Source organism: Bacillus massiliglaciei (assembly GCF_900098925.1).
In the GTDB taxonomy this organism is placed as follows: domain Bacteria; phylum Bacillota; class Bacilli; order Bacillales; family DSM-1321; genus Peribacillus; species Peribacillus massiliglaciei.
In genome coordinates this window covers 22,313-40,736 of sequence record NZ_LT622358.1, presented here as the reverse complement: position 1 = coordinate 40,736, position 18,424 = coordinate 22,313, and the positions used below count along the sequence as shown (strand labels likewise).

Below are 18,424 nucleotides of genomic sequence, written 5' to 3'. Positions count from 1 at the left end.
CTTCTGAACTTCATTCCACTTTTTCTGTCATATCCCTCTGGGTCTTATCAAACTTCATAAGTGACAGACTTTTTTGTCCGTCCTTGGAAGTTGCATAAAAGGTCAGGCCAATCTCGCTGACTGACTCGTCCGTTACTTTATAATACACGTCCCCATTTGGGTAAAATAAAAGGCCTTCTTTATAATCCGTTTGCCCCGCTTCCCAGGATTCCCTCCACTCCAGTGCTGCCAGCCTGATCAGATGATCGGCCATTAATTTCCCGGCTGCTTCATGCGTGAATTTTTTGTCTCCCATAAACTGTTCGACGGAATAGAACGTAACGGACAGTAAGATCGCTGACAAGATGAGGACTACAGGAAGGATCATTCCCCTTTGGTTATTCAGCAGCTGTCTGAACCGGCACCCCCTCTGTAAGGACGGGATAAATTTTTCGCTCATAGAGATGCCCTCCTTTATCTTTCACCGAAACAGCGAGCCCCTTCCCTTCCTCCTCTACATGGAATGCGGCAATTTCCTGGAGAAAAACTTCATGACCTGTTCCATTCACCTGTCGGCGGATTTTATCTTGATATTGTTCAATCGTAATTAAGTTTCCGGCATTCATTAAAACAAGCTTGCTTCCCGCGGCCTTCTGCTCTGAAGAAAGATGAATCTCATGCTTCAATTGAGTGCAAAAGATTTCCCATTCTTTCTCATTCAAACCGTCTCCAGACACGGTCTGCTTATTTATTATTATGAAAAGCTGGAGCAGGCACATTGTGATCACCATAAAAATAACGAGAGAAGACAGCATTTCCACCAGGGTAAACCCTTTTTCATTTGGCCGCATCGCAAACCACTTCCGTCTTTCCGCTCTTGGTCTGATATTCAATACATGCTTCATGAAAAGGGCTTGATGGACCTGCCTCTGTCCAAGTTAGGCTGAACGTATGGTTTTGATAGTGAATTCGTTCAGAGGACATGCCTGCATCTCCGGCCATATAGGCCTCCAATCGTTCATACAGCAGCTGGCCCGCATGCAATTTGAGCCAGGAATCGTATTGATCGGCCTGTACCTTCGTCAGGATAGGCAAAACTGAGAGGATAAGAAAAAGGCAGATGGAAAAAGCAGAGATGCTCTCTACGTACGTAAATCCGCTAGACTTTGACAAGCAAAAATTTCCCCTTTCCAATATAAATGGTCAATTTATATTTATTTTTCGGGGTTTTAAACTGTAAGGTCCCGCTGTTAGAGGTGACGCCGGTGGGAGTAAAGCTAATTTTGTTCGGAAGGCTTCCTTTTTGGTAGGCAATGTCCGGAGGAATCGATCGTTTCAGCAGGTTTTTTCCATTATTAGACTGCACAGCATACTGATCCTCTGAAAGATAAAAATGGACGGTTTCTGCATGGGAAAGCGCATATTGCTGACTGTAATAAAGGTCATCCTCAAATTGCTGAATAAACTGCTCATTTTTCAGTTCTTCCCCAAAAGATGGATAGGCCGCAGCAGCAAGACTTGTCAGCATCAGGAAAACAGCCAGGACCACAAGAATCTCACTCAAGGTAAAGCCTGACTGCCTTTTATTTGGCAACCGTTACTTCGCCTCCTGTTCCAATAGACACTTTGTCACCATTTGGACAGGATGTTTCTTTTAAATATTCGCCTTCCAGATCGCTGACGCTTGCCGGCAGCTTCTTATGATCAATCTGATAAGCCTGAACTTGGGATTCAACCATCTTGATAAAAGCTTCACAGCCTTTATCCTGGATAATCGATTGATGCTTTGTAATATTCGGAATGGTGATCAATAACAGAATGCTGATGACGAGAAGCACAACCAGCATCTCTATTAACGTGAAGGCATTTTGCTCTTTTATTTTTTTTACAGCTAAACGAGCATATTTACTATCTTTCATCTCCATTAACGTAAATCCTTTTTGGTTCATATTCCCGCTTTCCTCCTTTAGCTTTTCCACTCTGCTCTGAGAGATCAGGAACTTGCCTAAATCCCCTCCAACAGAGAAAACATCGGCAATAATACGGCCAAGTAAATGGATATAATCAAAAGGCCAATAAAGGAAAAGAGCAGCGGCTGAATCACTTTCATGATCAGATTCATCCGTTCTTCGATCTTCCCTAATAAATAACGGCTGTAGTGAAGAAGCTCTGCATCAAGCCGGCCGTATTTTTGCCCATTCAACGCAATAAGAGGTAAATTTCTCTCAAAAAACGGAGATTCTTCAAAAATAGCTGCCAATGACCGACCGCTGACTAAATCATTCTCGATTTCCAAGCACAACTGTTCGTAAAAGGGCTGCTTCTGATTGGAGGCAAAAATCCGGAGACTCTCATTGATCGATAAGCCGCCGGACAGGAGACCAGAAAGCTGGCTGGAAAAGAAATAGGTGTCATACAGCCTGGCAAAAGTTCCGGCGACAGGAAGTTTCAGCAATTGTTTTCTTTGCTCCAGCGGAGGCATCCGGTCATACCAGAAACGTTTGGTTAAAAAGAGAGCAAGCAGCAGGAGAACGAAGAAAAGAGGAAGTTTGGGAAGAATGGCTGAGAGTACTAGAACAGCCTGCATAAAAAAATTTTTTTCTACATCCATAGAAAGAAAGAGCTGCTCGAATTTTGGAAGAAGAATTCCTTGAAGGACATAAAAGATGGTCAGTACTACCATAAAAAGGAACAAAGGATAGACAAGGAGATTTCTGAGCTTCTCCAGATCATTTGACCGGCTGTGAAAATACTTCCCCCCTTCCTTCAGTGCTGAAGATAAATCACCATATTGTTCACCGTAATATACATAGCTGACCAGCTGAGCATGAAACTGGATATCTAAAAGAACCTGATGAAAGGAAAGGCCGCTCCGCAGTCCAATCATCGCCTTTTCCAAATCCGCTCTTCTATGCTCATTTTCTTGGAATTTCAAAAAATCAACAGCCTGAGCCAGATGAAATCCATTTTCAAGCAATTCACCAAGCTTCGTAAGAAAAGCTGCCTGGTCCTTAAGCCTCCATTTTTGCCGCCTAAGCCTTTTCCATAACATGTTTTTGGAATTCCTCCTGTTCCACATATCCCATGGCCACTGCTTTTCTCATTTCATCCTTCAGCGTTCGATAACATACTGTACCGCTCTGGCCTTTTGCCAATTTCAACACCTCCTGCAGCGGTTTTCCATAGAGAAGCTCATAGATGCTCGCTCTTTTATTCCTTTTGCCTGCATATAGATCCTGACAGGTACAGTCCCCTGAACAAACCGGGCACTTGAGCTCTACCAGGCGCTGGGCCGTGACTGCAATAACACTTTGTTCAATTTCAAGACTGCTGACCCCAAATTCCATTAACCGGGAAACCGCCCCGGCCGCATCCCGGGTGTGCATCGTCGTTAAAATTAAATGCCCGGTCAAGGCTGCCCGCACCGCAATGCGGGCAGTTTCAGCATCACGGATTTCCCCAACCATAATGATATCGGGATCATGCCTGAGTGCAGCCTTCAGCCCAACCGAATACGTAATGCCTGCTTTTTCATTGATCTGTACCTGGAGAACTTTTTCTGAAATGCTTTCGATTGGATCTTCGAGGGTAATAACATGGCGGTCAATCACTTCATTGGTGTGGTGGAGAAGCGAATAGAGGGTTGTCGTTTTGCCGCTGCCTGTCGGGCCGGTAAAAATGATCATGCCGTGGGAATGCTTCAGCAGCGCAATCAGTTTTTTGATAGTGTTCGGAAACAGGGAAAGCTGTTCTAAGGGAAGAATGTTTTGCTGAGGGATGAGCCTGATGACCAGACTTTCAGACGAAGAAGCGGGCAGTGTCGATAAACGGAGGCCTACGATTATACCGTCCTGTTCAACCGTTATAGCGCCGCTTTGCGGCCTTCTCTTTTCCCCTATATCCATGGATGCCAGGAATTTCAGGTGAGATATGAGCCGCTCCGTTTCATCAGGGTCAAGGATTTCCTGCGGAAAAAGCCGGTTATCAATGCGGAATTGAACCAGAGGACCTTCCTTCCGCGGCAGAATGTGTATATCCGAAGCCTTCAGACGGATGGCGCGGGATATAATGACGTCAGCCAGTTTTTCTGTGGCTATCAAATGATTTTCACCTCCTCTGTTTAATTAGATTCGACTTCTTTTTACATTTTTCCTTCTGTTCCTCGAAAAAAATAAAACTAATATAAAAAGACTGGGCTATTTGGGGGAAGAAGTTCGCCAAATCAAAAAGTTTCCTGGCGATTTTAATGTCCTCTTGACTCCCTATCAGCAAAGAACTTACCAATACCATTCCTGTAAATATATCGAAGCCATTACGATTACAAACAAAATAAGAAAGGTCCAGACTGGACCGACTTCACGGTTCTTATCCTTGAGCAACTTAATGAATGCAGCTTCCAAAGCCGCACCTAGAAGTACCATGACAACAAGTGCCAAGATAAACCACCAAAAGGACTTGTCCTCAAAAAATTCAACTCCATAAAAAATGAGGATCAGCAGAAAGATTGAGCTTGCCAAGATATCGCTTAAGTAGTTTTTCTTTCTTCGCCAGAAAGCAGTTTTTAGAATCCATTTAATCTTATTCAATACTTTATCTCTCCTTAGATCGCTGCTACATTTCTATGTGCTTTTGCTAATATTTGTTTTATAAAGTTAAATTCCGCTTCTCTTTATCTTTTTCATGCTGTGCTTAAAAATAAGCCAGTCTCAGCCCTTCGCCTCTCTTTTCGGATCAAGGAGGCGGTTTGCTTAAAAACCAGAACAGCCTAAATGCAAACTAGTTCCATTAGCGGCTTTACTCTCCCGGCCGATTATTTTATAATGGAAATGATTCGAATGATTGGAAATAAAAGGAGGCTTACGAGATGGATCGGATGTTCAGGGTTTGCGGCTTTTGGACAGGTATCATGGCTATTTTCTTTTATTTAGGCGACATGTACCAGACCTCTTTGCTTTTCTTCGGCCAAACCGTTTTTTTCGTTCTTTTGAGTTATCTGAAATTATCTGAACGCATGTACTTATATGTTTTTGGTGCATATCTAACCATTTTCTTCGCAGGATTTACTTATTGGAGTGTGTTCATGATGACCCCGGGAGCTTCCCACTAAAAATACGGATACAAAACCCATGATGGATTTCATGGGTTTTCTGTTTGAAACCGTTCCGTTTTTCTCAGGCTCCTCTCGGATACAAAAAGCCCGGATGAGCCTTTATCAGCGGCCATCCGGGCAGTTTCATTATAATAGCTGACGAAGAAACGGATTGTTTTCCTTCTCATCAAGTATCGTCGTAACCGGCCCATGTCCGGGAAAAACAATGGTATCATCCGGCAGCGGGAGCAGCTTTTCTTCGATGCTCTTGAACAGTGTCGGTTCATCGCCTCCCCTTAAGTCTGTCCGGCCGATGCTGTTTTGGAACAGAGCATCTCCTGAAAATAATAAGCGGTCTTCTTTTTGAAAGTAGGATACGCTTCCCGGCGAATGCCCGGGCGTTTCATATACTTCAAAAGAAAAGCGGCCGACCGTGAGCGTCTGTTCCTTCGTCAATAGATGTTCCGCCGGTTTCATCCTGCAAGGGTTATCAGGAAACCATTTGGCTGAACCGTTCCATTCAGGATCCATCAGCCAGCCCTTTTCTTTTTCATGAATATAAGCAGGAATCGAGTACTTTTCCCGAATGGCATCCAATGCTCCAATATGGTCAAAATGAGCATGTGTCAGCAAGACGGCCAGCGGCTTCAGATTCTTTGTCTGAATGAACTGAATAAGTTTCTGCGCCTCTTCTCCCGGATCGAAAATCACGCATTCTCCTTCTTGATAGGCAATATAACAATTGGTCTGCAAAGGACCCAGCGGAATTTGATACCACTTCATCTTTGATCACTCCATCTCTTGATTGATAGCTCCATTGTACCTCAATTTTTGAGGAAAAGGCAGGAATGAAAATCCCTTCATCCGCCTCGACAAATCAGTAAAAAAACAGTAAACTGTAAACAAATGAAAACATTTCCATATTTAAGGTATAACAGTTAAAGCGGGACATACTATTGTTCAGAAGCAACAACACTCACTAATCCAGTGTTTGAGGGAGGAGCAGGATTATGTTATTAATGGTCATTTTTGGGCTTGTCACCCTTCTTGCCTTGGCTGCTGTCGTTACTTCATTCAAAAACAAAAACATCCTGGGTTTCTTATTTGCAGCGGGAAGCGTCGCTGTCTTCGGTTTCTTTACGGTTATGACAATCGTCCATCATGGATTCCCTGTCACCCATTAATTGATTTGAAAACGGACCAATGGGTAAAAAACAGAAAAGGCACCGAGACATCCCGGTACCTTTTCTGTCATCCAATCCAGTCATGCCTGGCATGACTGGATTTTTTTCTTTTTAAGCCGTTCTCCTTGGTGCATCCGGCGCTGACACATTAAGGCGCTGAAGAATTATAGGAGAGCCTTATTTTTTTATAAGCTGGCGCACTCCACCAGTTTTTAGATCAATTAGTTTTTCATACTTTTTTCCATACAAACAAAATCTTTCATCTGACGAACAGCTGATGGGCTCATTCTCCATGCCCTTGAGCAGTTCTGTCCGTTTCCCTGTCTGCCAGTTAAATTTCAGCAGATTGAATTTGCCGTCATACACGTCAATATTATCGGTTTTCTCCGGCACAAAGGTCAGAAATTCCTTGATTTGTTCATTAAAATCATAGTAAGGGATAATCCATTCAGAAAAACCATCCAGATGGGGGAGCGACATAGAGGCCGTTTTATGCGTGCTTTCATCTGTAAACTTATATGTAGCGCGCCTCCTGTTTTCGGTTTCCACTTGTATGGTCATCAGGACATCCTTCAGTTTTCTGAAATGAACGACGTCAAGCATGAGCGTTTCCGTCCTTCCGCCATCCACTTCCTTCTTGATCAGCGGTGCTGTCAAGGCCGGCTCATCCTGCCGCCAATCCAGGTACAGCATATTCTCTTTGTCATCCCATTGTGCAAATGGCTGAGGATACTCAATCGCCTGCAAACGATCCTCTTCAATGTTCAACACATAGCTATTATAGGACCAATCCTTAGAAAAGACAGAAAGGAATAAGCTATCATCCTTATAGGCATTCCATTCATATGTCAGTTCATAGGCTGGAAGGGTAACCGAACAAAGGCTTTTTCCCATGCGGTCAAACGCTTTGATGGTTGTGTGACCCGTCGATTCGGATGAAGTAGACAGGATATACGATTGATCAGGATTGACAGACACTTCTGTAAAAGGCTCGTTAGATTGATAAAGGACCTTTTTTTCATTCGTCTTCCAATTCCATTTCTGTAAGTCTGTTTCATCCTGGCCCTTCTGCCGGCTGGAAAAGAGCACGGTATCCTGATCCAGCCAACCGTATACAGCTTCAATCTCCTCTCCTTTTTCCGGAGTTAACGGATGGAAAAGGACGCTGTCAGGAGATTCCTCCTTTATTCCCGGCTGGCTTCCTTCAGGTGAAGGCTGCTCGCATGACACAAGAAAGAAGCAGGTGGAGATTATACCGAAAGCCAATAGAAACTTTCGCAAATCCTCATACATTCGTTTCGATCCGGCTGCCCGCTTCCATGCAGCCTCTAACATTTTAATCTCCACGCACCTCCCAAAATATAAATAAAACGCCTTCTATAAGAACCTTTGCCATTAAGCTTCAGCCAAAAACAGCAAGGCATCCGCAAGCGAAAAGTTCCCGCGTTTCATTTGGAGGTCCCTGCCTCTCTTACTAAGAAAAAAACAGCCCAAAAGACGTTTTTTCCCTTTCGGAAAGAGTAACAACCTTACGCCCTTCATTATAAAACAAATTTCTGCCATTGACCGTTAATATGAATCTTTTTTTTTCAGTAATTTTTCTCTCTGTTTCCAGTAAAACTATATTTATAGCTTTCTTAACACCCTTTATTAAGACCTGCCATGAGCAGCGGAAGCGTTTCTTTGTAAATGGACGGCATCATCGACAGCGGAAGCGGATTGATCCCTTTTCCTAATTCAATGGTAAATCCCGGCTTTTTGAATTCCTGAATGAACCAATCTTTAAAACCCGCATGACTGTCGATATTTCTGACAGCCTTATACCCGCTTTTCTCTTCAAATTCCTTTGCCAGTATGAAAGCTTCCTTTGGCTCAAAGCCTCCATATCCCCAATAGAACTCCCTTCCCTGTGTATGCAATGCCAGTACTCTGTCAAAATTCCGAGACTGAGCAAGGGTTTGAAGAGCCATTGCCTCCGGTTCAGATAAAGGATAGTCTCCAGGATAGTCTCGCGGGGCTGGCTGCTTCGGACGCTTTCTCTCCTTCTCAATCTCCCAATTTGCCGGATATTGATTATTTAGATCCACTCCGTTAATGTTCGCCTTCCAATTAAAAAAATTTGTTTCTCCGCCATTCATATCCAGTACATCTGTCTTTCCCTCTGCCGCCTCCATTCCGTGCAGGACAAGATCCACCCCATCCGGATTCACCATCGGAACAATAGAAACCAACACCTTTTTATACAACGGGAGGCATTTTATTCCAGCTAATGCTTCTTCGTTGTTCATCGCCTTCAGAAGCTCATTCAGCCATTTCATTAAGACGGCGGAAGTAATCCATTCGTTCGCATGGAAGGAACCATTATAATGAACGGATTGCTGTCCCCTCCCAAACCTGACCTCCATAATATCCTTTCCGAGCACAGATTGCCCGATAGACTGAACATCGATGAATGAATACGCTTCAGCCAAAATTTTAAGGTCCTCCAGCAAGGCGGAATAGTCATAAAATTTTTCAGCTTTAAAAAGAGGCGACTGGATTCGCACCGGAACATAGTCCTCCGTCTTTTCATTGCATAGTTTGAAATTATCCGGGTGAAGGCCGCACCAAGGGGCAGCTTCGGTAACCGCTTCAGCCAGATGTTCTTTTATCAATTGGTAGCCAGGAATCTTGATCTTCACTCCATCCGGAAGGACGGCGGGGGCATGAGGGTTTGAATCTTCCAATAAAGGCAGCGGGATGTTAAAACACGCACTGTATTTCGCTAAACAGTCACCATACCTGCTGATAATCTTCATCTAATCCCTCCTTCAGTCGTTTTACTTTATGAAGAGACCTAGAAAAAGATGACGTCAGTTCGAATCCCCATCCAGAAATCTCAGCAGGTCTCCGTAGATGATCTGATCGGAATAGTCCAGCTCCCGCCCGGCCCTTTCCTTCTCCTTTTCGCATGAAGCCGGCAGCGTTACTTTTCCCGTCTTTTTGTCATAGCAGGTTTCCTTTGTATAGACTGTCTCTTCTGTAATGAAGCTGCCATCCCGAAGAACCGTCATCCTGCTGTTTCCTTTTGAAAATACATCCTGGCCGAATCCCGGTTCATTCGATTCTATCCCTAATAAATGTAAAATAGTCGGCCTTACATCAATCTGTCCGGATACCTGTGACATCACTTCCCCCTCTTTTCCAGGAACATGGATGATCAAGGGCACCCTTTGCAGCTGTATGGATTCAAACGGAGTAATGTCCTTTCCCATTAATTGGCTCATCGCCGCGTTATGATTTTCTGAAATCCCGTAATGATCCCCGTATAGGATGATAATGGATTTGTCATACAGCCCCTCCTGTTTCAGTTCCTTGATGAACTGTTCTAACGCTTCATCCATATAACGGACCGTCGGAATATAGCGATTCAGTGTAGCCGACCGTGAATCATATTCATCCATCGTCCTCACTTTTTCCGGCAATGTGAAAGGAAAATGATTCGTCAGCGTAATCAGTTTGGCATAAAACGGACGGGGCAGCTCTTTAAGATGGACAGCCGATTGGTGAAAAAAATCTTTATCATTCAGGCCCCAGTTAATCGTGTCTCCCGGGGCAATTCTATAATCTTCCTGATGATAAAACCGATCATACCCTAAGGACTGATACATGACTTCCCGGTTCCAAAAGGATTTTCCGTTCGCATGTAGAGATGCTGTGAAATATCCATGTTCCTTAAGAATTTCAGGCGCTGCCCTGTATTCATTCTGGGCGTGGGTAAAAAATACAGCCCCCCTCCCCAAAGGATAAAGGGAGTTTTCAATGATGAATTCCGAATCAGAAGTCTTTCCCTGCCCCGTTTGATGATAAAAATTTTCAAAATAAAAGGATTCTTTTAAAAAACGGTTCAGGAATGGAGTGATTTCTTCCCCATTTACCTTTCGATTAATGACAAAACTTTGCGCAGATTCCATAGAAATCAGGATGACATTTTTTCCTTTCGCGGCCGCAAACATTTCATTGTTTTCACTTTGCTTACTCTTCAGGTAATGCTGAATTTCGGCCAGTTCGCCGCTGTTTGCCATCGCCTTTTGGGCAGAAACCCTGGATTGGAGAAATACATCGTAAAGATGGTAATGATAGGTTCCGATATTTTTGACAAGCAAGTTTCGGTCAAACGCCCTTGTGAATAATTCAGGGCGTTCCCACTCCGCAAGTGCAAACAGGAGAAATGTAAGGCCCATTGCCGACAGGAAATAAAGCCGGCGCATTCTCTGTCCTGAGGGATAGCTGGAGAACCGATGCGGCCTGAACCATACAGCCAGAACCAGAACGGCCCAATCCGTAAAATATAAAAAATCCGTGTACTCAATGAGTTCATGCATACTGCTGCCCAAATCATTCATATTGCTTGTTTGGAAAAGCAGGGGAATGGTTAAGTAATCCGAAAAAAAGCGGAAGAACAGGAGATTGGCAAGCAGGAGTCCGGTCAGAAGGAAATGGGCAGTCAGAATATAGGCCGTCCGGAGACTCCCTCTAAAAAAGAGACTGATGCCGAGAATAAGCATCAAAAAACTCACAGGATTTAGGAACAGAACAATTTCCTGGAACCAGTCATCCCCTTTTAGCATGAAGCCTGTTTTATAGACTGCATACGTTTTAATCCATAGCAGGATCAAGGATAGATAGAGCAATGAAATACTGTGATGGAAGCCTGCCCTCATTTCAAATCTCCTTTCTGGAGGGGATGATAGGAAAACGATTTCAATTCAGGTGTGCCGAGGGTGTCTCTATAAAGAAAACACCGCCCTGGCTGCTGCTTTATTCACTGCCGGCCAATGAAGATTTAATAAGCCAGGCAGCACCAATCACACCGGCATCATTTCCCAGTGTTGCCAGACTGATGACTGTCGATTTCTTCACACGCTTGAAGGCATACTTTTCAAAGGCACGCCGGACCGGATGAAGCAGAATGTTTCCTGCCTGGGAGACCCCCCCGCCAATCACAATCTTTTCCGGATTCATAACATTCCCTGCATTGGCCAATGCCAATCCTAAATAATCGCTGACCTGCCCAACTACTTCATTAGACAGAGGATCTCCGGCTTCAGCGCAGGCAAATACTAATTTAGAGCTCAATGGATGGCCATCATCGATTTTCTGTTTCAGCAGGGAGCTTCCTGTATGGCGGGTAAGGGCTTCCCCAGCAAGCCGTACCACACCGGTAGCGGACGCAACTGTTTCCAGGCAGCCTCTGTTTCCGCAATTGCATGGAGCTCCGCCCTCAGGCACAACCGTAATGTGGCCGATTTCGCCTGCAGCCCCGCTTACTCCATGGACAATCCTTCCGCCGGTTATCACCCCGCCGCCGACACCAGTTCCAAGAGTAATGCAGATCACATCTTTTGCACCTTTTCCCGCACCTTTCCACATCTCGCCTAATGCGGCCATATTGGCATCATTGTCAATAACAGCAGGCAGCCCTGTTTCCACTTCCAGCAAATCCTTCAGCGGATAATCCACCCATCCTAAGTTGATCGCTTCAAAAAGGGAACCGTTCACTGAATTAACCGGACCCGGTGCTCCAATCCCAATCCCAAGGAGCCTGCTTTTTGATTCATTTAATTCTTCCATTTTGTTGTCAATCGTTTTCGCAATATCTGTTGTAATAAATTTCCCTTTTTCAGACAGATTCGTAGGGATTTCCCATTTATGCAGGATTTCTCCGTAATAATTAATAAGGGCGAGCTTAATTGTCGTACCGCCGAGATCCACACCCATCAGCCATTTCTCCATTTATCTCACCCTTTCACCTATTCATTTCTTTCTCACGTGCAATTTGCTGCCGCAATACTAAAACAGCATGCTGAAACTCCTTTACATCAATCATCTTGAATTGATACAGCTCACGTATTTCAGTTTCCATCAGTTCAAGGTCTGCAAGCCTATTACCCGTATAAATGATTGTTCCAAACCTCTTTAATAATTGCTGTATGTCATAAACTGTGTTCATATTATGGACTCCTCTTTTTTTCTATGAAAAGTATAGCGAATCCAGGTTCCGCCTACAAGTAATAATCAGGAAGGCCTTTGTTCAACAGCGCCCCGATTTCTATTCGTCTTCACTCATAGATTGCCAGCCCGATTCATATAGTGAATGGACTAGCTTTTAACGGGAGGCAAAACATGAAATCATATAGTGTTTACAGTTACCTTATTGTTTTCATCAGTATTCTTACTATTTTATATTATTCCAATCGGCAGGATGCAGAGGAGACCATTACGTACTTTCCCATCGATGCTTCTCTTCATTTCGAAGATGCCGCTACCCATCTGATTCCCAGACAGGATGGGGATTATCGGTTCGCCCTTTCTTGGAGGGTAAGTTCCGCTCTCAATCAAAAAGCTTTTCTGAGACAGGACGTTTCCCTGCTTTATAAAAACGGACGTCTGAACGGGATCCTGAGAGATTGGAAGCAAGATGCTGCCAGACTGTCCCAGGTAGAAAAGTATCAAGAAAAAGCAGCCAGCCATTATCAGGCAGTCACTTTCCATTATGCGGAAAACCATCCGAAGGAAACCATCTTTACGAGCGCACAGCAATTAAGCAAAGACGGTGTTTACCTGTTAACCAAGCCGATTTTGCAATATTTCCGGAATCCCGGTTCCGCTTTGCAGACCAAACGGAAGGAAGAAATGGATATGAAGGAAAAGGAGCTGCTTGACAGGAGCCTGAATCAAGGGCTTGAAACTTATAACCTGCGTAAGGAGCAATATAATATCCTGCTGCTGACTGACCTGCCTGCAGGAAAGAACAGCTGGCTGTCGGCCTTTCCCCGTTCCCAGCGTGAGGAAATCATCGGGAAACTGTGGGAAGGACTATATAAAAATTATGTTCTCGGCATCAAAAAAGAGGATGGCACTGTTTTGGACCCAAAAGGCAGCACCATCCCCCATTTACTTGTAGCTAAGGATGCAAGTGAATTGATCGTTTTATTAAGAGCCAAAGACGGCGAACCCGTCATGCTCCGTCAAAGGGTGGCTCGGTAATGCTCAGCGGCTATAGCCGATTTTCAGGAGAACAGCCGTAAGAATAACCGTTCCAACAAGGAAAAGCAGTTGTCTGGTCCATGCCTTCTTTTTCGGCAGATGTACCGCTCCTGCAGCCAAAAAGCCGCCGATAAGTCCGCCAATATGGCCGGCATTATCAATTCCGGAGATTGAAAAGCCAATCCCGAGATTGATGATAATCAAAATGATAACGGAAGAGCCGATTGTTCGAAAAAACAGCTTCGGATGTGCCACCCCGAAGTAGAGCAGCGCCCCAAAACAGCCAAAGATGGCTCCGCTGGCACCGGCTGAGATCGTATTAGGCATGATCAGAAAGCTGGCAAGCGATCCCATAAATCCGGAGAACAGATAAATTACCAAAAAGCGCATGCGGCCATAGATTCTTTCCACATCACTTCCGATTAAATAAAGAGTTACCGTGTTCATGAGCAAGTGAATAAAACCAATATGGATAATGATCGGTGTAAAAAAGCGCCACCATTCCCCGTCTGCGATGGCCGGTGTATATTTGGCACCGTATGCAATCAATGTTTCTGGATTCGTAGTCCCTCCATCCGCCCACATGAACAGATACATGACCATTTGCAAAAAGATAAATACATATGTAAAGAATGGTTTGCCGGAGTGAAATGCGCCCTGCTCTTCTTTTGCTTTTGCAAGAGAAGCAGCAAATGCTTCCTTCTGCAAGGCCTCAAGATCCGACTCTTCAATGGTTGCCGGCACTTCCATGTCAAGCAGCAGTCCCAGCTTCTGCTCTAATTCGTCAAGCTGATGGAATCCTGATTCCGTATTCAAAATAAAGGAATCCACCTTTGTTTTCCCGAGCTGGTAAGGCTTACCGGCAAAATCGTAATCATCCACAGGAGCATACTTCGATACATATACACTAAGAACACTGATCGGTTTTTTCATAAGCTGCTTACGGATGTCCTCTCCATTTCGCAGCGTTCGGTTTATGTCTCTCTTTAGCCAGCTTGCCCAATCTAAATCATGCAGCATCAGTCGTACGACCGGATAGCTGTTTCGGTTCTCGCTCTCGAGCCAGATTTCTTGCAGGCTGTCTGTCATCGTGATCAGACGATAGTTATGTTTTACCGTAAGCTGGCGCACAATAGCCAAGAATAAATATTGTTCCTGAAGTCCCAGTGCATTCTCCCCCTTTTTGGTTAGCAGCGTACTTCATTTTTCTCCTTATACTATATGCGAAAAGGTGAATAATGTAAAACGCAGCGACCCGTGATTTATATAGGCATTTCAACACAGAAAAAGAAGGAGCCTTAAGTAACAGGTCCCCTTCCCAGATTCTTCATTCATTTGAATTTGGCTGATTAAACATGCCGCTCATCATCTTTTCCCTGACACCCGGGAGATTCATGGATTTACTGACGAAAAAGCGCCGTAACGTTCCATTTGTCAGCACCAGGTTCAGTAAGCGATACCTATTTTGGAAAGCAGCATAGGCAAGCAGCCCAATCAGGAAAAAATTCATCATACTGCGTATCATATTCATCCCTCCTGCTCTTAGTTTGGATAAAAGGAAGAATTTTATGAATGATAGAAGTAAATTATGAGTGGGAACGGTTGAAAAGCCGGTTCGGTGTCAAGATATGATTAACAGGGATATCATGGCTTTCCAGGGGCAGCTGGTCAACTAACTGAAGGTCAAAGGCAAGAGCCGCTGTGCTGGCATTAAACCCTGTCAGAAACCGATCATAATACCCGCCTCCGAAGCCAAGCCGATATCCATCAACTGTAAAGGCAAGCCCCGGAACGATCAGCAAATCTATTTCATCTTTTTCTGCCTTCACTGTCCCATCCACCGGTTCCAGCAGACCGGAATAAACTTGTTCAAGCTCCGCAAAGGAATGAATCCGTTTGAACTCCATACTTCTGTGCTGCGGAAAACACTTGGGTACGGCTACTTCCTTCCCCTCTTTCCATGCCCTCTCAATGATAGGCCTTGTAGAAATTTCGGGGTGGATCGCAATCGTGATTCCAATGACTTTCGCCTGTTTCCATATGTTAAGCGAAAAAAGATGTTCGGCAACTTCGAGTGATTGGCGCTCATGCTTCTTCCGAGGTAAATCGGAAAGAGCCTTTTTCATTTCTTGCCTGATCTTCTTTTTTACTTCGTCACAGTTCAAGGTCTGTCCCTCCCTGTAAAACCTTTTATGAAACAAAAAAAACAACAGGAAAATTCCTGTTGCTTACTTTGTTTCACGGTGTACAGTACTGCGTTTATCTCTTGAGCAGTATTTTTTAAGCTCTAAACGATCTGGGTTGTTACGTTTATTTTTTTTAGAAATGTAGTTGCGTTCTCCACATTCAGTGCAAGCCAACGTAATATTCACGCGCATGTGTATCCCTCCAAACATTATGTCTTTTCACATAGGACCTTTCTATAATAGCATTTTTCCATGTGAAATGCTAGTCTGTTTTTTGGGAAATGAAACAAATCTCATTTCTGCTGGGCAAGGAAAAGCTGGTCATTCACTCTTTGGGCCTCTTCTTTGCTGTCGGCCTGAATAGCCCAGGCTGACGCTTCCACACATTCACCTGGTTCCAGTCTGGATTCCAGCGTGAAAATGCTGGTAACCTCCCCTTTGGCCAAAGGAGAATAAGAAAGGATACCTTCTTTCAATGACTTAAAGCAGCCGTTCTGGTACAGACCGCCTTTTCCCTGGATGCAATACTGCGAAATGCCCTTTCCTTTAAAAGCACCGCCAAGAAGTACGACCGAATTGGAGCCTATATGAAGAATCGCCTGCTCGGGCGGGCTGTAAAAGGCGACGGCCTTTTTTTCGAAAGCATTTTCATATCGGAAGAAAAATTTAGGATGCTTCACTTTAAACGAGTTATTCTTTATCGTCAGCTTGGAAATAAGCAGCCGGTCTTTCTTCTGTGTTTGTAAAAAGGTTCTGATTTCCCCATGCGGGTAGCGGCTCATCAAGTCGTCTTCAGGGTACCAATCAAATCCTTCATCAATCCATAACCCTGATTTTAAATTGAGACGTGAGAATTCCTGATCATCCTGCGGCAAGTATGGAGACAGCATATTCATCAGTTTTTCCCCCTTCAGTTTTTTAAGTCTCTTCCTTTTTATATAGTAGAAATCAGTCTAAGGATTTTTTTGAATTTTCTGTATTCGTTTTTTGTATTAATACTATGTTAGCACCTAATGGTATAATGGACAATGAACAGATTTTGTCGAAAGCTTCCCATTCAGGTATACAAAGGGGCGGAACGGGTAAATATTTTTCACAATGCATGAACGGTTTTTGTTTCGACATTTCTTTTTTATCACAGCTTCTTCCGCCCCAGATATTTCGAGGTGATGATATGGAAACGGTCATTGTTATTCTCTTTTCAATCGGCATTATTTTATTAATAATCTCTTTCTTTAAAAAAGACAGGGTTGCTAAATTGGAAGAAGAGTTCGAGCAGGCGACCTTAAACCAACTGCAGGATATTTACCAATTAAAGAAAAAAATCAAAGTACTAGAGGAAGAACTGCTGATCCAGCAGCCATCCTCTTATTTACCCCAGTCCGGGCAGACCGGCACCGGCAGGACGGCTGCCGGCACTGTCAACGAAATCCTGAAAAGCCAGGTCATTTCTCTGTACCGGCAAGGAGTGACCCTGGAACAAATTGAAAGGCAGTCCGCACTCAGCAGACAGCAAATCCAGGCAGTGATTGACTCTTTGCCTCCAAAGGAGCTGGAACGATGATGAAAGCTGCACTGCAGGGATTTGCGGCAGGCCTCATTGTTTCTGCTTCGATCATGGCCGGAGTCCGCTTTCTGGGCAGCCCGGAACAAGAAGAGGCAAAGCCGCAGACCATGGACGTTTCAGAAGCGAAAGCTTTTCTTGAACAAAAAGGCTATACGGTAACAGAAGACCTAAACAAGGCCTCGAAAAAAGACACGGCGTCCAAAACCGAAAACGTAAAGAAACCAGAGGAAACGAAGGAAAAGGAACAAGTCCATTCTTTCAAGCTGACGGTTAAAAGCAATATGAATTCGCAGGAAATCGCCAGTATACTGGAAAAGGAACACATCATTAAGGATGCCGGCGGTTTTGAGGCTTATATGAATGAGAAAGGACTTTCCAAACGAATTCAAATCGGTGAATTTGTTTTAACCGACTCGATGTCTTATTCTCAAATCGGCAAGACGCTGACAAACTGATTAGGTGCCGAAAAAAAAAGAACGGCGATCTTTTGAATGAATTCAAAGGATCGCCTTTTCATTAGGAAACTGGTTAACAGCTAAGTTTCCTTTTCTTTATACTCTCCCCGGCATTATCCGAAGCGGCCGGAAATATAATCCTTCGTCCTTTTATCATCCGGATGCGAGAAAATTTTATTCGTTTCTGCATACTCAACAACTTCTCCATTTAAAAAGAAGGCTGTTTTATCAGATATTCTTGCTGCCTGCTGCATATTATGAGTGACAATAACAATTCCGATATCCTTTTTTAATTCCTCAATCAGCTCTTCGATTTTCAAGGTTGAGATTGGATCAAGCGCAGAAGTAGGTTCATCCATCAATAAAAGATCCGGTTCAATGGCAAGGGAGCGGGCAATACAGAGACGCTGCTGCTGTCCCCCGGAAAGACCGTACGCATTTTTCTTGAGACGGTCCTTTACTTCATCCCACAGAGCCGCCCCCCGAAGACTTTTTTCAACAATTTCATCCAAAAGCTTCTTATTGCGAATGCCGTGGATTTTTGCGCCGTAGGCCACATTTTCATAGATCGATTTAGGAAATGGGTTAGGCTTTTGGAACACCATGCCCACCTGTGTCCTCAGATCTTCCGCTTTATAAGATTTATCCAGAATATTTTTACCGCGGTATTTAATCTGTCCCGTTGTTTTCACATTGGGAACAAGTTCGCTCATCCTGTTAAGAGTTTTAATGTAAGTGGACTTTCCGCAGCCAGACGGTCCTATTATCGCTGTCACTTCTTTTTCACAGAATGCCAGGTTAATATCCTTCAGCGCTTGGTTGTCACCATACCAAAGATTCAGGTTCTCTGTTTCATAAACCATTTCTTTTGGGGCTGATTGTTCATTCGATTTAGTCGTTTTCGTTGGGAATTTCACGACTTCCTGCGTCAGTGT

25 protein-coding genes are annotated in these 18,424 nt (G+C 44.0%); 5 read left to right on the top strand and 20 right to left on the bottom strand.

Annotated elements, in window-relative coordinates; translation table 11 throughout:
- Window positions 1-10: 10 nt before the first annotated feature.
- The 8 genes from comGG to BQ4305_RS08475 form a co-directional block, all read right to left on the bottom strand.
- The gene (gene comGG / locus BQ4305_RS08510) at window positions 11-439 is read right to left on the bottom strand and encodes a competence type IV pilus minor pilin ComGG (protein ID WP_110927425.1); all 429 of its coding nucleotides are present in this window, start codon (window positions 437-439) and stop codon (window positions 11-13) included.
- Window positions 378-830, bottom strand: a complete 453-nt coding sequence (gene comGF / locus BQ4305_RS08505; protein ID WP_199880628.1) for a competence type IV pilus minor pilin ComGF — start codon at window positions 828-830, stop codon at window positions 378-380. Before comGF ends, comGG begins: the two co-directional genes overlap by 62 nt.
- Window positions 817-1,152 carry a type II secretion system protein gene (locus BQ4305_RS08500; protein WP_110927423.1) on the bottom strand — a complete coding sequence of 112 codons (336 nt, stop codon included), beginning with the start codon at window positions 1,150-1,152 and terminating at the stop codon, window positions 817-819. The genes comGF and BQ4305_RS08500 overlap by 14 nt, the downstream gene beginning before the upstream one ends.
- A complete protein-coding gene (gene comGD / locus BQ4305_RS08495; protein WP_110927422.1) occupies window positions 1,139-1,573 on the bottom strand; it encodes a competence type IV pilus minor pilin ComGD in 435 nt (144 codons plus the stop codon). Before comGD ends, BQ4305_RS08500 begins: the two co-directional genes overlap by 14 nt.
- Window positions 1,563-1,898: a competence type IV pilus major pilin ComGC gene (gene comGC, locus BQ4305_RS08490; RefSeq protein WP_110927996.1), complete on the bottom strand. Its 336-nt coding sequence runs from the start codon at window positions 1,896-1,898 to the stop codon at window positions 1,563-1,565. The genes comGD and comGC overlap by 11 nt, the downstream gene beginning before the upstream one ends.
- An 86-nt stretch (window positions 1,899-1,984) precedes the next feature.
- Window positions 1,985-3,031, bottom strand: coding sequence for a competence type IV pilus assembly protein ComGB (comGB, locus tag BQ4305_RS08485; RefSeq protein WP_199880627.1), 1,047 nt, complete (start codon window positions 3,029-3,031; stop codon window positions 1,985-1,987).
- Window positions 3,012-4,079 (bottom strand): competence type IV pilus ATPase ComGA, encoded by a 1,068-nt coding sequence (comGA, locus tag BQ4305_RS08480; RefSeq protein ID WP_110927420.1) that lies wholly within the window; start codon window positions 4,077-4,079, stop codon window positions 3,012-3,014. Before comGA ends, comGB begins: the two co-directional genes overlap by 20 nt.
- Window positions 4,080-4,256: 177 nt before the next feature.
- Window positions 4,257-4,565, bottom strand: coding sequence for a hypothetical protein (locus BQ4305_RS08475; RefSeq protein WP_110927419.1), 309 nt, complete (start codon window positions 4,563-4,565; stop codon window positions 4,257-4,259).
- Window positions 4,566-4,843: 278 nt separating this feature from the next.
- Between BQ4305_RS08475 and BQ4305_RS08470 the strand changes: the two genes are divergently transcribed.
- On the top strand, window positions 4,844-5,086 hold the full coding sequence (locus BQ4305_RS08470) for a DUF2626 domain-containing protein (RefSeq protein WP_110927418.1): 243 nt from the start codon (window positions 4,844-4,846) through the stop codon (window positions 5,084-5,086).
- Window positions 5,087-5,215: 129 nt separating this feature from the next.
- On the opposite strand, the gene BQ4305_RS08465 is transcribed toward BQ4305_RS08470, so the two are convergent.
- Complete coding sequence (locus BQ4305_RS08465; protein ID WP_110927417.1) at window positions 5,216-5,851, bottom strand: MBL fold metallo-hydrolase; 636 nt, start codon at window positions 5,849-5,851, stop codon at window positions 5,216-5,218.
- Window positions 5,852-6,078: 227 nt separating this feature from the next.
- Between BQ4305_RS08465 and BQ4305_RS08460 the strand changes: the two genes are divergently transcribed.
- A complete protein-coding gene (locus tag BQ4305_RS08460; protein WP_110927416.1) occupies window positions 6,079-6,252 on the top strand; it encodes a DUF2759 domain-containing protein in 174 nt (57 codons plus the stop codon).
- Between the two features lie 177 nt (window positions 6,253-6,429).
- On the opposite strand, the gene BQ4305_RS08455 is transcribed toward BQ4305_RS08460, so the two are convergent.
- The 5 genes from BQ4305_RS08455 to BQ4305_RS08435 all read right to left on the bottom strand — a co-directional run bounded on the left by BQ4305_RS08455 (window position 6,430) and on the right by BQ4305_RS08435 (window position 12,244).
- On the bottom strand, window positions 6,430-7,599 hold the full coding sequence (locus tag BQ4305_RS08455) for a YqgU-like beta propeller domain-containing protein (RefSeq protein WP_199880626.1): 1,170 nt from the start codon (window positions 7,597-7,599) through the stop codon (window positions 6,430-6,432).
- A gap of 290 nt (window positions 7,600-7,889) precedes the next feature.
- Window positions 7,890-9,050, bottom strand: a complete 1,161-nt coding sequence (locus tag BQ4305_RS08450; RefSeq protein ID WP_110927414.1) for a M14 family metallopeptidase — start codon at window positions 9,048-9,050, stop codon at window positions 7,890-7,892.
- Between the two features lie 54 nt (window positions 9,051-9,104).
- Complete coding sequence (locus tag BQ4305_RS08445) at window positions 9,105-10,955, bottom strand: LTA synthase family protein (RefSeq protein WP_110927413.1); 1,851 nt, start codon at window positions 10,953-10,955, stop codon at window positions 9,105-9,107.
- Window positions 10,956-11,052: 97 nt separating this feature from the next.
- A complete protein-coding gene (locus tag BQ4305_RS08440) occupies window positions 11,053-12,027 on the bottom strand; it encodes an ROK family glucokinase (RefSeq protein ID WP_110927412.1) in 975 nt (324 codons plus the stop codon).
- A gap of 13 nt (window positions 12,028-12,040) precedes the next feature.
- Window positions 12,041-12,244 (bottom strand): YqgQ family protein, encoded by a 204-nt coding sequence (locus BQ4305_RS08435; protein WP_110927411.1) that lies wholly within the window; start codon window positions 12,242-12,244, stop codon window positions 12,041-12,043.
- 173 nt (window positions 12,245-12,417) lie between these two features.
- Between BQ4305_RS08435 and BQ4305_RS08430 the strand changes: the two genes are divergently transcribed.
- Window positions 12,418-13,281 carry a hypothetical protein gene (locus BQ4305_RS08430; protein WP_110927410.1) on the top strand — a complete coding sequence of 288 codons (864 nt, stop codon included), beginning with the start codon at window positions 12,418-12,420 and terminating at the stop codon, window positions 13,279-13,281.
- 3 nt (window positions 13,282-13,284) lie between these two features.
- Here BQ4305_RS08430 and BQ4305_RS08425 read toward each other — a convergent pair whose 3' ends face one another.
- From BQ4305_RS08425 to BQ4305_RS08405, 5 genes are all read right to left on the bottom strand, one after another.
- Window positions 13,285-14,412 (bottom strand): rhomboid family intramembrane serine protease, encoded by a 1,128-nt coding sequence (locus tag BQ4305_RS08425; protein ID WP_234396938.1) that lies wholly within the window; start codon window positions 14,410-14,412, stop codon window positions 13,285-13,287.
- 196 nt (window positions 14,413-14,608) lie between these two features.
- Complete coding sequence (locus BQ4305_RS08420; protein WP_110927408.1) at window positions 14,609-14,806, bottom strand: hypothetical protein; 198 nt, start codon at window positions 14,804-14,806, stop codon at window positions 14,609-14,611.
- Between the two features lie 61 nt (window positions 14,807-14,867).
- On the bottom strand, window positions 14,868-15,446 hold the full coding sequence (locus BQ4305_RS08415) for a 5-formyltetrahydrofolate cyclo-ligase (protein ID WP_234396914.1): 579 nt from the start codon (window positions 15,444-15,446) through the stop codon (window positions 14,868-14,870).
- Between the two features lie 63 nt (window positions 15,447-15,509).
- Window positions 15,510-15,659: a 50S ribosomal protein L33 gene (rpmG, locus tag BQ4305_RS08410; protein ID WP_110927407.1), complete on the bottom strand. Its 150-nt coding sequence runs from the start codon at window positions 15,657-15,659 to the stop codon at window positions 15,510-15,512.
- A 101-nt stretch (window positions 15,660-15,760) separates the two neighbouring features.
- On the bottom strand, window positions 15,761-16,363 hold the full coding sequence (locus BQ4305_RS08405) for a hypothetical protein (RefSeq protein WP_110927406.1): 603 nt from the start codon (window positions 16,361-16,363) through the stop codon (window positions 15,761-15,763).
- Window positions 16,364-16,641: 278 nt separating this feature from the next.
- Here BQ4305_RS08405 and BQ4305_RS08400 point away from each other — a divergent pair, with 278 nt between their 5' ends.
- Both BQ4305_RS08400 and BQ4305_RS08395 read left to right on the top strand, forming a co-directional pair.
- The gene (locus BQ4305_RS08400) at window positions 16,642-17,031 is read left to right on the top strand and encodes a hypothetical protein (RefSeq protein WP_199880625.1); all 390 of its coding nucleotides are present in this window, start codon (window positions 16,642-16,644) and stop codon (window positions 17,029-17,031) included.
- Window positions 17,028-17,489 carry an endolytic transglycosylase MltG gene (locus BQ4305_RS08395; protein WP_110927404.1) on the top strand — a complete coding sequence of 154 codons (462 nt, stop codon included), beginning with the start codon at window positions 17,028-17,030 and terminating at the stop codon, window positions 17,487-17,489. The genes BQ4305_RS08400 and BQ4305_RS08395 overlap by 4 nt, the downstream gene beginning before the upstream one ends.
- Before the next feature lie 113 nt (window positions 17,490-17,602).
- Here the strand turns inward: BQ4305_RS08395 and pstB are convergent, their stop codons facing one another.
- A complete protein-coding gene (gene pstB / locus BQ4305_RS08390) occupies window positions 17,603-18,352 on the bottom strand; it encodes a phosphate ABC transporter ATP-binding protein PstB (protein ID WP_234396937.1) in 750 nt (249 codons plus the stop codon).
- Between the last annotated feature and the right edge of the window lie 72 nt (window positions 18,353-18,424).

What these genes read in the sequence shown, in the direction of transcription:
- comGG (WP_110927425.1), bottom strand. Translation starts at nt 439, where the DNA reads ATGAGCGAAAAATTTATCCCGTCCTTACAGAGGGGGTGCCGGTTCAGA.
- comGF (WP_199880628.1), bottom strand. Translation starts at nt 830, where the DNA reads ATGCGGCCAAATGAAAAAGGGTTTACCCTGGTGGAAATGCTGTCTTCT.
- comGC (WP_110927996.1), bottom strand. Translation starts at nt 1,898, where the DNA reads ATGAAAGATAGTAAATATGCTCGTTTAGCTGTAAAAAAAATAAAAGAG.
- comGB (WP_199880627.1), bottom strand. Translation starts at nt 3,031, where the DNA reads ATGTTATGGAAAAGGCTTAGGCGGCAAAAATGGAGGCTTAAGGACCAG.
- BQ4305_RS08470 (WP_110927418.1), top strand. Translation starts at nt 4,844, where the DNA reads ATGGATCGGATGTTCAGGGTTTGCGGCTTTTGGACAGGTATCATGGCT.
- BQ4305_RS08465 (WP_110927417.1), bottom strand. Translation starts at nt 5,851, where the DNA reads ATGAAGTGGTATCAAATTCCGCTGGGTCCTTTGCAGACCAATTGTTAT.
- BQ4305_RS08460 (WP_110927416.1), top strand. Translation starts at nt 6,079, where the DNA reads ATGTTATTAATGGTCATTTTTGGGCTTGTCACCCTTCTTGCCTTGGCT.
- BQ4305_RS08450 (WP_110927414.1), bottom strand. Translation starts at nt 9,050, where the DNA reads ATGAAGATTATCAGCAGGTATGGTGACTGTTTAGCGAAATACAGTGCG.
- BQ4305_RS08445 (WP_110927413.1), bottom strand. Translation starts at nt 10,955, where the DNA reads ATGAGGGCAGGCTTCCATCACAGTATTTCATTGCTCTATCTATCCTTG.
- BQ4305_RS08440 (WP_110927412.1), bottom strand. Translation starts at nt 12,027, where the DNA reads ATGGAGAAATGGCTGATGGGTGTGGATCTCGGCGGTACGACAATTAAG.
- BQ4305_RS08435 (WP_110927411.1), bottom strand. Translation starts at nt 12,244, where the DNA reads ATGAACACAGTTTATGACATACAGCAATTATTAAAGAGGTTTGGAACA.
- BQ4305_RS08430 (WP_110927410.1), top strand. Translation starts at nt 12,418, where the DNA reads ATGAAATCATATAGTGTTTACAGTTACCTTATTGTTTTCATCAGTATT.
- BQ4305_RS08420 (WP_110927408.1), bottom strand. Translation starts at nt 14,806, where the DNA reads ATGATACGCAGTATGATGAATTTTTTCCTGATTGGGCTGCTTGCCTAT.
- rpmG (WP_110927407.1), bottom strand. Translation starts at nt 15,659, where the DNA reads ATGCGCGTGAATATTACGTTGGCTTGCACTGAATGTGGAGAACGCAAC.
- BQ4305_RS08405 (WP_110927406.1), bottom strand. Translation starts at nt 16,363, where the DNA reads ATGAATATGCTGTCTCCATACTTGCCGCAGGATGATCAGGAATTCTCA.
- BQ4305_RS08400 (WP_199880625.1), top strand. Translation starts at nt 16,642, where the DNA reads ATGGAAACGGTCATTGTTATTCTCTTTTCAATCGGCATTATTTTATTA.
- BQ4305_RS08395 (WP_110927404.1), top strand. Translation starts at nt 17,028, where the DNA reads ATGATGAAAGCTGCACTGCAGGGATTTGCGGCAGGCCTCATTGTTTCT.
- pstB (WP_234396937.1), bottom strand. Translation starts at nt 18,352, where the DNA reads ATGGTTTATGAAACAGAGAACCTGAATCTTTGGTATGGTGACAACCAA.